The organism is Actinoplanes couchii (assembly GCF_016862075.1).
Lineage (GTDB): Bacteria > Actinomycetota > Actinomycetes > Mycobacteriales > Micromonosporaceae > Actinoplanes > Actinoplanes couchii.
In genome coordinates this window covers 182,076-193,422 of the sequence record NZ_BOMG01000024.1, presented here as the reverse complement: position 1 = coordinate 193,422, position 11,347 = coordinate 182,076, and the positions used below count along the sequence as shown (strand labels likewise).

Below are 11,347 nucleotides of genomic sequence, written 5' to 3'. Positions count from 1 at the left end.
GCTATCCCTGGGCGGGGCCTGCCCGGTTCTTGCGGTCAGCGGGCTTGTCGGGCCGCTGTGCGGTGTGTCCTTGTCGCTTCCGGCCTTGGTTCCGACGGTCTGGGACCGCCGTGGGGTCGGCTCCGGCCTTGATTCCAAGGATCTGTAACCGTGGCGCGGTCGGCTCGGGCCTTGGCTCTGGCGGTCCGGAACCGTGGCGCGGTCGGCGGGCCGTAACCAGACGTAGTCGTTCGGGTTTCATCGCGGCGCTCAGGTGTGGCTAGGTGTTTGCCCTGGCGTGGCGCAGCTCTTGCGAGGCGAGTCAGGGATGTGGCTTCTGCTGGATGAGCCAGGGGGTTTCGCTTCTGCTGAGTGATCCGGGGGACGTGGCTTCTGCTGGGAGGGCCAGAGGGATGTCGCCCTCGCAGTGAGTCGTATCTACCGCGGTGCGGTCTACCCCGGTTCGGTCTACCGCGGTGCGGTCTACCGCGGTGCGGTCCACCCCGGTCCGGTCTGCCTTGGTGTGGCGTGACGGGGGCTGTGCCTGTGGCCGAGTAGTTGCTCGTTCTGTTTTCTTGCCGAGCCCTACTGCCGCCGCACGCCGGTCATGGGGTCTGCCGGCCGCAAGGAATCGTTGCCGTCCCGAGCGGCCCTCCGGCCACATTCGCGGTCTGGCCGCATTCGCGGTCTGGCCGCATTCGCGGTCTGGCCGCATTCGCGGTCTGGCCGTGTTCGTGGTCTGGCCGTGTTCGTGGTCTGGCCGTGTTCGCGGCCCGGGCGAACAGAGGATTGCCGAAACCAAGGCGCGAACCGCATCGGAATCGGCAGAGACCTGCGGTGCGGTGCTGAGTTCTTCGTCTGTCGGCGCGCTTGGCCGTGAGCCTGGCGTTCAGCCGTGGGCTGGCCTGCCTTCCTGCGTGGCCCGTTTCCAGCCCGGCCTGCTTTCCTGCCGGGCTCGCTGTCCAGCCTGGCCCGTTTGCAGCCGGGCCCGCTGTCCAGCCTGGCCTGCTTTGCAACCTGGGTCGTTTGCAGCCCGGCCCGTTCCAGCCTGGCTCGCTGTCCAGCCTGGCCTGCTTTCAGCCTGGCCCGGCCGTCCAACGCGGCAGGTTGATTCTGGTGAATACCCGTTGGCCCGTTGGCCCGTCGGCTGTGGTGGGGTGTTAGTCGGCGTCGGGGAGGCCGATGGCGAAAGCGTCTTCCAAGTCGTGCTTGGAGTAGGCGCGGAACGCTACGAACGTTTCGCTGTTGATTACGCCTGGGGTTTTGGAGATGCGGCCGGCGATGACCTCGGCGATGTCGTCGAAGCGGGGGACTCGGACGATGGCGATCAGGTCTACGCCGCCGGCTACCGAATAGACCTCGCTCACCCCGTCCAGCGCGGCGAGGGCTTCGGCGACCTCGGGGATCGAGTCGGTGGCGCAGTCGATGTGGACGATCGCGGTGTTCACCAGCGGGCTCCTCAACTGTGAGGGGTGGATCTCGGTTGGCCCCATGCTATGCCGTTCCGCGTACCGCCTGCAGCGGCCTGTGGATGACGGAGTGTGCCTGTGGATGACGACAGCGGCGGAGGTTCCGGACCGGATAGCTTCGGGACCGGAAACAGCGTGCTGAACCGAGAAGGGACGTGGGTCAGTGGATGGTCAGGCCGTCGGCGGTGCGGATGGCGTCGGTCAGGGTTTCACCGGCGTGCACGCGGGCTCCGGGGAGGATGACGCAGCGGGTGATCGTGCCTTCGACGTGGGCTTCGGCACCGATCACGGAGTCCGTGGCGGTCCCGGTGATGACGGCTGACGGGTCGGCGAGCAGGCCGCCTGTCGCTGAGTCGCCCGTGAGGGAGCGGCCGTCTGTGGGGGAGCGGTGGTCTGCGGGGGAGCGGTGGTCTGCGGGGGAGCGGTGGTCTGCGGGGGAGCGGTCGCCCGTTAGGGAGTGGCCGTCCGCGGGGGAGCGGTCGGCTGTGAGGAAGTTGCCGCCTGCGAGGGAGCGGTCGGCTGAGAGGGAGCGGCCGTCTGTGGGGGAGCGGTCGGCTGTGAGGGAGTTGTTGGCTGCGGCTGCGGCGTGCAGGTTGGCGGCCAGGTAGTCGGCGGGGGTGCCGGTGTCCAGGTAGTAGCCGTCGTAGGTGACCAGTTCCAGGTCGCCGGCGGCCTCGGCGGGGCGCCAGACGGTTCGGACGAGGCTGCTGTCCGCGTCGTCCAGGTCCTTGAGGTAGCGCCATGGGATCAGGGAGAAGCCGGCGAAACGGTGGCCGCTGAAACCGCCGGTCTCGCCGGGGCGGCAGGGCAGGGTCAGCATGCGTACGGTGTCGCCGGACCAGCCGTCGAACAGGGCTGCGATGTCCTTGCCGGGGTCGCGGAGCGGGTCGTGCAGGTAGGCGTCGGCGTTGCCGGCGAGTGCGGCTCGGCCGTCCAGCCAGGGGCGCAGCCGGGCCAGGCCGCCGGAGGTGCCGATCGGGCCGTCGTGCTCCACCGAGAGGTGGGCGCGGTCGCCGACGTGGGTGACGACCTGGTCGGCGAGGTAGGCGGCGTTCACGGCGACCGTGGCGGGGCCGGTGAGTCCCAGGCCGGCCAGGCGGCGTAGGCCGTGGTCGAGTAGGGCCAGGTTGCCGACGGGGCAGAGGGCCTTGGGCAGCGTCAGCGTCAGCGGGCGCAGGCGGGTGCCCTCACCGGCTGCGAAGACGACCCCGGCGACAGCGCCGGCGGCAGCCGCGGCTGCAGGGCTGGCAGCCGCGGCGACAGCCCTGACGGCGGCCCCGGCCGCGGAGCCGACGGCGGTTCCAACGGCGGAATGAGTGGTGGTTCCATCAGCGGGCCCGGCCGCGGAACGGGTGGTGCTGCGGGCATCAGATCCAGCGGTGCTCTTCGCGCCGAGAGCGGCCTCGGCGCGAAGAGCACCGGAACTGGCAGCGGGCCCGGGGGAGACGGATGCGGGGCCGGAGCCGGCGGCGGTCACTGCGGGCCGCCAGGGACGGTGGCCGCACCAGAGGGCACGGCGGAGGCGGTGGGAGAAGGCGCAGCGGTGGCAGAGGGCACGGCGGAGGCGGTGGGAGAAGGCGCAGCGGCGAGAACGACGCCGGAGAACCATCCGGCGGTGGTGGGGACCGCGGCGGTGGGAAGGGGTGTGAGGCTGTGTGTCACTGGGCGTCACCTGGGAAGGAGGCGTGGTAAGGGCCTGTCGGGAGGGACGGGGGGAGCTGGCCCGCTCGGGGGCCGATGCCGTAGATGCCGAGGAGGCGTTCGGTGGGCCAGGTCAGCTTCGGGAGGTCGGTGACCGGGAACCAGGCGGCCTCCAGCACCTCGCCGCCATCGACGGCCAGGGGGGTGGTCGAGGCGGGGACCGAGGCGAACCACACCGTGTCGACGGAGCCGACTCCGGGGTGCAGGATCGCGTTCGGGTTGCCGGCTGCCAGGTCGCCGGGCTCGACCCGTACGCCGGTCTCCTCGAAAAGCTCGCGGGCCGCGCCCACGGCGGGCAGCTCGCGGGCCTTGAGCAGGCCGGCCGGCAGGCCCCAGCCGCGGCCGGGGGGCTGGCGCAGCAGCAGGATGCGGTCGGGGGACTCCGAGTCGCGGACCACGGTGACCGCGCCGACCAGGTATTTCGGTGACACCAGCCGGGCTATCCGGCGGCGGATCGGGAGGGGTAGCCCATAGAAGACCTGATAGGCGAGTCCGCGAATCTGCCGGTGAATGTCCACGCGCGTAAGGCTAACGGGGGATGCGAAACGCTTCAGTCCGGGTGGTCGACGAGGGCGATGAGCTGCTCGACGACGGCGTCCGGTTCGAGACTGCGTTCGCAGACGGCCACCAGGAGGGTTTCCAGGTCGGGGTAACCGAGTTCCTCGGCCAGACGGCGCAGCGGGACCTCGCTGGCCAGGCCGCGGTCGTGTTTGCGCAACGTCAGGCCGATGGTGGCGCGGCCGAGGCGGACCTTGTCGGCGATGCTGATGCCGGGTTCGTTCTGTTCGTCGAAGAACCTGTTGATCTGCATCTGGGCCTGGCTGGACTTGACGAAGCCGAGCCATTCCTTGCGCGGGCCGCGGGTGGCGTCCGGATCGGTGTCGGCGTCGGCGAAGATCTCGACGACGTCGCCGTCGCGGAGGGGGGAGCTGAGCGGGGCGAGCCGGCCGTTGATGGTCGCGGCGAGGCAGTGGTCGCCTTGGCGGGGGCCGAGTTCGTACGCCAGGTCGACGGGCGTGGACTGGCCGGGTAACTCGTACGCGTTGCCGTGGGCGAAGACGGTGATCTGGCCTTCGGCGAGGTCACATCGCAGCGAGTCGAGGAACTGGGCGGCGTCGGTGGTGTCCTGCTGCCAGTCGAGCACCCGTTTCAGCCAGGTGAGCTGGTCGGCGCCTGGTGGCTCGTCCGATTCCTTGGGGTACCGGTAGCTGGTGGCCACGCCGTACTCGGAGTAGCGGTGCATCGTCTTGGTCCGGATCAGCACCTCGACCAGCCGCCCGTCCGGCCCGACGACCGTGGTGTGCAGCGAGCGGTACAGGTTGTTCTTCGGGGAGGCGATGAAGTCCTTGAACCGGCCGGCCACCGGTCGCCACTGGCCGTGGATGGCGCCGAGCGCGGCGTAACAGTCGGTGTCCGGCCCGTCGACGACGACGGCGATGCGGGGAAGGTCGAGCGGCACCGGATGATCGCCAGCGACGGTGTCCTTCCAGATCGAGTAGTAGTGCCGGGGGCGCGGGGTGACCTCGGCGGTGACCCGGGACCGGCGCAGCGCGCCATGGGCCTTGCGGGAGACGTCGGTGAGGTACTCGGTCCAGCCGGGCCGGTTCTTCACGTGCTCGTCGATCCGGGCGAACTGGTCCGGCTCCAGGTGGTAGAGCACCACGTCGTCGAGGTCGCGTTTGAGGGCCTGGATGCCGAGCCGGTCGCAGAGCGGGACGAGCACGTCCAGGGTGGCGGTGGCGATGCGGGCCCGGCTGGCGGTGGAGCGGGCGCCGAGGGTGCGCATGTTGTGCAGCCGGTCCGCCAACTTGATGATCAGGACCCGGACGTCCTTGCCGGCGGCGACGATCATCTTGCGGATCGTCTCGCCCTCGGCGGCCTTGCCGTAGTACGCCTTGTCGAACTTGGTCACCCCGTCGACCAGGTGCGCCACCTCGTTGCCGAAGTCGCCCTGCAGCGCCTCCAGGGTGTAGCTGGTGTCCTCGACCGTGTCGTGCAGCAGGGAGGCGACCAGCGTGGTGGTGTCCATGCCCAGCTCGGCGCAGATCTGCGCGACGGCGAGCGGGTGGGTGATGTAGGGGTCGCCGCTCTTGCGCATCTGACCGCGGTGCATGCTCTCGGCGATCTGATAGCTGCGGCGCAGGATGGCCACGTCGGCGGACGCGTGGATGCTGCGGTGTGTCCGTGCCAGTTCGGCGACGGGATCCTCGTCGTTGTGCTGAAAATTCAGCAGCGAGCGCAAGCGTCGCGTGAACGAGGGGGACGTGCTGGTCGGCATGGCGCGACCGAATGCGGCGCCGTGGCCGGCGTCGACGTCCACCCGGACACCCCCTCACCGATCGTCCGCGCCTCACCCGGTGCGCGGAGTCGCTCGCGTTTCCTTCCCCAGCGAATCATCGTCGAGGCCGGATCGCCAAGGAGCAGGCCCGCAATTGTGACGAATCATTTGCGAAAGGAGTGCGTGCCCTACAGCCTATGCGAGCGGGCGTCATCCAAACGGTCAGTTACCGATAGGCGAACGGATGAGTCGGCCACTTCGGCCCTGTTCAGCAGGCCGATGAATCGCGCGGCGCCACGAACCGGTGACACCCAGTCGCCGGAGGTTTCCACCAACCGGGTGTCCGGCCTCTCCAGCCAGGCCAGGATCCGCTCGGTCTCCTCGGCGGTCGCGGCCGGCACCGGGCCGAATCCGGGGAGCACCGTCTCGGCGGTCAGCTTCGCCGCGTCCAGTGTCGGGCGGGGGTGCTCGCGGGGCGGCGAGGTGGCCGCGGCGGCCAGCCGCCCGTGCCGGATCACCGCGATCTCCCAGCCGCCCTTGTCGTCGCGGCGGGCCGCCACCAGCTCCGGCAGCCGGGTGACGGCGTCCAGTTTCTGCATCCGGATCAGCGCCCGCAGCAGCGCGATCAGACGGGACCGGACGACCGCCGCCTCCTCGTAGCGCTGCCTGCCGGAGAGCGCCTCGATGCGGGCCAGGATCGCCTCGATCACCGGCCCCGGATCGCCCGAGGTGGCGGACCGGAACGGCAGCGCCGCCCGTACGTCGTAGTCCTCCGGGGTTATCTCGTGCTCGCACGGCGCCGGGCACCGGCCCAGCTCGGCCAGCGCGCACGCCGGCGTCTTCGAGCGCAGCGAGAGCTTGTGGTTGCACTGCCGCAGCGGCACGGCGTCGTAGACGCCGGCCGCGGCCAGTTCCGCGGTCCGCCGGGACGAGAACGGGCCGAGATAGGTGGCGCCGTCCTCGGCGAGACGCCGGACCACGGACAGGCGCGGGTAGGCCTCCGCGGTCAGCTTCAGCCAGACGATCCTCTCCGGAAACTTCGACCTGCGGTTGTACGGCGGGGCATGCGCCGCGATCAGCCGCAGCTCACGCACCTCGGCCTCCAGATCGTGCGCGCACTCGACGGCCTCCACCCGGGTCGCCGCGGTGAGCATCTCGGACATCCGGGCCCGCTTCTCGCTCGCCGTGAAGTAGCCGCGGACCCGGGTCGCCACGTCCTTGGACTTGCCCACGTAGAGCGGCCGGTCGTCGGCGGCCCGGAAGATGTAGACGCCCGGCACGTGCGGCAGGCCGTCGGCCAGGTGCCGCTGCCGGCGCTGTGCCGGGGTGACCGCCTTGGCGAACTCGATCGCGTCGCCCAGCGTGTACACCTTGAAGCTGCCGAGCCGCTCGATCAGCCCGTGCAGCACGTCGACGGTGGCCTTGGCGTCGTCGAGGGCCCGGTGGTTGGGCTGGACCGGGGAGCGGAAGAACTGGGCGAGGGTGCCGAGCTTGCGGTTGGGCACCTCGTCCCGGGTGAGCGCCCGCCGGGCCAGCGCCGCGGTGTCCAGCACCCGCGGGTTGGGCCACGGGTAACCGTGCCGGGCGCAGGCGGCCTTCAGGAAGCCCACGTCGTACGGCGCGTTGTGGGCGACCAGGACCGCGCCGCGCAGGAACTCCAGCAGCGTGGGCAGCACCGTCTCGATCGGCGGGGCGGGCCGCAGCATCGCCTCGGTGATGCCGGTCAGGACGGTGATGAACGGCGGCAGCGGCTCGCCCGGGTTGACCAGGGTGGCGAACTCGCCGAGCTGCTCCCCGGAGCGCACCTTGACCGCGCCGATCTCGGTGATGCCACCGCCGTCCGGCGCGCCGCCGGTGGTCTCCAGGTCGAGCACCACGAACGTGGTGTCCGCCAGGGACAGCGCGGCCGGGCCGACCGTCCCGTCGGCGGCCAGCAGCGTGTCCAGAGTGCCCTGGACGTAGGCGGGTTGAGTCACGGGCGGCAACGATAGAGCCGGGGTATGACAGAAACCTGAGCCGGGGCGAGAAAAGATCACTTGCTCCACTGGGGCAATCACCGGTGCACGGTGTGAGAATGGGTGGATGTCCGCACTGCTGAACCCAGATGACCGCCCCGAGGAGGAGGCGGTACCGGAGGCTGCGGACCTCTCGCTCGAGTCGGGTCTGTCACTCGAAACGGAAATATCACCCGAACCGGTGTTACCGGAGGCGGTCCGTCAGCGGATCACCGTGCTGGCCGCGGCCGCCCTGCCCGGCCTGCCCGCCGACGAGATGCCCGTCGCGCTGCGCCGGGTCGCCCGTTTCGCCCCCAACCGCCGGGCCCGCCTCGGCGGCCGCGACATCGCCGCCCAGCTGGTCGCCGACCCGCTCTTCCGGCAGCGCATCGGCGCCCGGATCGTCACCGAGGCCGGTGACCTCGGCACCGCGGTGACCAGCGGCGTCGCCCCGGCCGCCGCCGACCCGGTCGAGGTGGCCGCGCTGGCCTACCTGGCCCGCCCGGACGGCTGGCGCGAGCTGATCGGCGCGGCCGGTGACGCGGTCCGGGCCGAGGCCGACAGCGCCGCGGTCACCGCTCAGGCGCGCGCCGCCGAGCAGCGCGCCACCCGGGCCGAGCACGACCGGGCGGTCGCCCGGGTCGAGGCCGACAAGCTCCGCGACGAGCTGGCCCGGGTCCGCGAGGAGCTGGGCCAGCTGCGCGAGGAGGCGCGGACCACGGCCAAGGCGCTGCGCGAGGCGCAGGCCGCCCAGAAACGGGCCGCCGACCTGCTCGCCACCGAGAAGGGCCGGACCAAGAACACCGCACAGGAACACGACGCGGAGGTACGCCGGCTGAAGTCCCGCCTCGCCGACGCCGAGGCCGCCGCGGCCACCGGCAAACAGGCCGCCAAGGACGCCCGGTCGGTCGACGACGCCCGCCTCTGGCTGCTGCTCGAGACGATCAACCAGGCCGCCACCGGGCTGAAACGGGAGCTGGCCCTCAACCCGGCCGACAAGCTGCCCGCCGATTTTGTGGCGGACGTCGCCGCCGAGCGTCCCGGCGCGCCCGAGCGGTCCACCGCCCGGGCCCAGGACACCGACGACCCGGGCCGGCTGGACCAGCTGCTCGCCCTGCCGCGGGCGCACCTGGTGGTCGACGGTTACAACGTGACCAAGCGCGGCTTCAACGACATGTCGCTGGAGCAGCAGCGCAAACGCCTGATCACCGGGCTCGGCGGGATCGCCGCGCAGACCGGCGACGAGGTGACCGTGGTCTTCGACGGGGCCGAGCGGGTGCACGGCCTGCCACCCGCCCCGCGCGGCGTGCGGGTGCTGTTCTCCCGCAAGGGGATGACCGCCGACGAGCTGATCCGCCGTCTGGTCCGGGCCGAGCCGCCGGGCCGCCCGGTGGTGGTGGTCTCCTCCGACCGCGAGGTGGCCGACGGGGTGCGCCGGCACGGGGCCTACCCGATGGGAGCGGATTCCCTGCTGCGCCGGCTGTCGCGTTCGTGACGCCGAGACTCTGGGCGGCCGGCACGTTCGCTGTGCTGCTGGTGGCGCTGATCGTCTTCGCCGTGCTGACCGTGCCCCGGCACCGCTCGCCGGCGCCGCGTGCCGATCAGCTGGCCGCTCTCCAGCAGCTGCCCGCGGAGAAGGTGGACCGGGGCCGGGCCTTCCACGCCGCGTTGCGCCCCGGGTCGTACGCCAGCATGGTCCTCGGTCTGGTCCTGGCCCTGCTCCTGGGTCTGACCCCGCTCGGCGCCCGGCTGGTCGAGCTGGCCGGCCAGCCGTTCGGCGACCACTGGCTGGCCCGGGCGGTCCTCGGCGGGCTGGCGATCGTGCTGCTCACCGAGCTGATCACGCTGCCGCTGGCGGCGTGGCGGCACACCATCGTGGTCCGGTACGGGATCTCCACCCAGTCCTGGGGCGGCTGGACCGTCGACCTGTTGAAGTCCCTCGGGCTCGGCGCGGTGCTCGGCGCGATCGTGCTGGCCGCGTTCTTCACCGTCACCCACTTCGCGCCGCGCTGGTGGTGGGCGTTCGGCGCGGCCGGGGCCGCCGGTCTGGTGGTGCTGCTCTCGTTCGTGCTGCCGGTGCTGGTCGAGCCGGTCTTCAACAAGTTCACCCCGATGGCCGACGGGCCGCTGCGCACCGAGCTGCTCGAGCTGGCCGCCCGTGACGGGGTGCCGGTCAAGGACGTGCTGGTCGCCGACGCGTCCCGGCGCACCCGGGCGGTCAACGCCTACGTCTCCGGGCTCGGCCCGACCCGGCGGATCGTCGTCTACGACACCATGCTGACCGAGGCCACCCCGGACGAGGTCGTCTCGGTGGCCGCGCACGAACTCGGTCACGCCAAGGACGGCGACGTGCTCACCGGCACGATCCTGGGCGCCCTGGGCGCGGCGCTCGCCGTGGTCTTCCTCTTCCTGCTCGGCTCCTGGCGGTGGCTGCTCGACCTGGCCGGTGTCGACTCGATCGCCGAGCCCCGGGCCATCGGCCTGCTGCTGGCCGTCACCACAGTGGCCGGTCTGGTCGCCGGGCCGGCCCAGGCCTGGGTGTCGCGGCGGGTCGAGGCCCGCGCCGACACCCACGCGCTCGCCCTCACCGGCGACCCGGAGACCTTCGAGGCGATGCAGCGCCGCCTCGGTACCGTCAACCTGTCCGATCCCGATCCGCCGGCCTGGGAGCACACCATGTTCGCCTCGCACCCCTCCACCGTGCAGCGGATGGCCGCCGCCCGCGCCTGGGCCCGGGGAGAACGCTGATGGGCCGGACCCTGCTGGTCACCAACGACTTCCCGCCGCGGCCCGGCGGGATCCAGCAGTTCGTGCACAACCTGGCGGTCCGCCAGCCGGCCGGCTCGATCGTGGTCTACTCGTCGACCTGGCGGGGCGCCGCCGCGTTCGACGCCGAGCAGCCGTTCGAGGTGGTCCGGGAGAAGACCGGGATGCTGCTGCCCACCCCGGCCGTCGCCCGCCGCGCCGCCGAGCTGGCCCGCGCGCACGACTGCGACAGCGTCCTGTTCGGTGCGGCCGCCCCGCTCGGGCTGCTCGCCCACGGGCTGCGCCGGACCACCGGGATCCGCCGGGCGGTCGGTATCACCCACGGGCACGAGATCGGCTGGGCCGCGCTGCCCGGCGCCCGCACCCTGCTGCGGCGGATCGCCCGCGGCAACGACGCGCTCACCTACCTGGGGGAGTACCAGCGGACCCGCCTGGACAAGGCGCTGCACGGGCTGACCGAGCTGAAACGGCTGGCGCCCGGGGTGGACGTGGACAAGTTCCATCCCGGCGTGGACGGTTCCGCGGTCCGGGCCCGGCACGGGCTGACCGGCCGCCCGGTGGTCGTCTGTGTCTCCCGGCTGGTGCCGCGCAAGGGCCAGGACATGCTGATCCGGGCGATGCCGGAGATCCGCCGCCGGGTGCCGGGGGCCGCGTTGCTGCTGGTCAGCGGCGGTCCCTACCGCAAGACCCTGGAGCGGCTGGCCCGGGAGAACGACGTCGAGGCCGACGTGGTGTTCACCGGGTCGGTGCCGTGGGCGGAACTGCCCGACCACTACGCGGCCGGGGACGTCTACGCCATGCCCTGCCGTACCCGCGCAGCCGGTCTTGACGTCGAAGGCCTGGGCATCGTCTATCTCGAGGCGTCGGCCACCGGGTTGCCGGTCGTCGGCGGTGACTCCGGCGGGGCTCCGGACGCGGTCCGCGAGGGCGAGACCGGCTACGTGGTCGGCGGCAGCGACGTGCCGGCGATCGCCGGACGGGTCGCCGAGCTGCTGGCCGACCCGGTCAAGGCGAAGACGATGGGCGAGGCGGGCCGGGCCTGGGTGGAGCGGGAGTGGCGCTGGGAGACCCAGGCCGCCCGCCTGACCGGGATGTTGAAAGTGCATGAGTGAGTGACCCGATTCCGGATCTTTCCGGGATCGGGTGGTGGCCGCAGCGCA

Annotated in this window: 7 protein-coding genes and 1 pseudogene; 3 read left to right on the top strand and 5 right to left on the bottom strand. The window is 71.9% G+C overall.

Annotated features, from left to right (window positions below):
- Positions 1-1,139: 1,139 nt before the first annotated feature.
- The 5 genes and pseudogenes from Aco03nite_RS06705 to Aco03nite_RS06685 form a co-directional block, all read right to left on the bottom strand.
- Complete coding sequence (locus Aco03nite_RS06705) at positions 1,140-1,427, bottom strand: Lrp/AsnC family transcriptional regulator (RefSeq protein ID WP_092546969.1); 288 nt, start codon at positions 1,425-1,427, stop codon at positions 1,140-1,142.
- Positions 1,428-2,025: 598 nt separating this feature from the next.
- Positions 2,026-2,664: pseudogene (locus Aco03nite_RS06700) on the bottom strand (sugar phosphate nucleotidyltransferase); the annotation flags it as partial.
- Between the two features lie 442 nt (positions 2,665-3,106).
- On the bottom strand, positions 3,107-3,667 hold the full coding sequence (locus Aco03nite_RS06695; RefSeq protein WP_203793873.1) for an NUDIX hydrolase: 561 nt from the start codon (positions 3,665-3,667) through the stop codon (positions 3,107-3,109).
- Between the two features lie 32 nt (positions 3,668-3,699).
- Entirely contained in the window at positions 3,700-5,469 is a 1,770-nt protein-coding gene (locus tag Aco03nite_RS06690) for a RelA/SpoT family protein (protein WP_203793872.1), read from the bottom strand.
- A 146-nt stretch (positions 5,470-5,615) separates the two neighbouring features.
- Positions 5,616-7,403, bottom strand: a complete 1,788-nt coding sequence (locus Aco03nite_RS06685; protein ID WP_203793871.1) for a DEDD exonuclease domain-containing protein — start codon at positions 7,401-7,403, stop codon at positions 5,616-5,618.
- A gap of 106 nt (positions 7,404-7,509) precedes the next feature.
- Between Aco03nite_RS06685 and Aco03nite_RS06680 the strand changes: the two genes are divergently transcribed.
- Genes Aco03nite_RS06680 through Aco03nite_RS06670 form a run of 3 tightly spaced genes read left to right on the top strand, consistent with a single transcriptional unit; the run spans position 7,510 to position 11,299 of the window.
- On the top strand, positions 7,510-8,916 hold the full coding sequence (locus tag Aco03nite_RS06680; RefSeq protein WP_203793870.1) for an NYN domain-containing protein: 1,407 nt from the start codon (positions 7,510-7,512) through the stop codon (positions 8,914-8,916).
- Positions 8,913-10,169, top strand: coding sequence for a M48 family metallopeptidase (locus tag Aco03nite_RS06675; RefSeq protein ID WP_203793869.1), 1,257 nt, complete (start codon positions 8,913-8,915; stop codon positions 10,167-10,169). Before Aco03nite_RS06680 ends, Aco03nite_RS06675 begins: the two co-directional genes overlap by 4 nt.
- On the top strand, positions 10,169-11,299 hold the full coding sequence (locus Aco03nite_RS06670) for a glycosyltransferase family 4 protein (protein ID WP_203793868.1): 1,131 nt from the start codon (positions 10,169-10,171) through the stop codon (positions 11,297-11,299). The genes Aco03nite_RS06675 and Aco03nite_RS06670 overlap by 1 nt, the downstream gene beginning before the upstream one ends.
- Positions 11,300-11,347 lie beyond the last annotated feature (48 nt).

Excerpts from the sequence above, each read along its gene's own strand:
- Aco03nite_RS06680 (WP_203793870.1), top strand. The coding sequence starts at position 7,510 with ATGTCCGCACTGCTGAACCCAGATGACCGCCCCGAGGAGGAGGCGGTA.
- Aco03nite_RS06670 (WP_203793868.1), top strand. The coding sequence starts at position 10,169 with ATGGGCCGGACCCTGCTGGTCACCAACGACTTCCCGCCGCGGCCCGGC.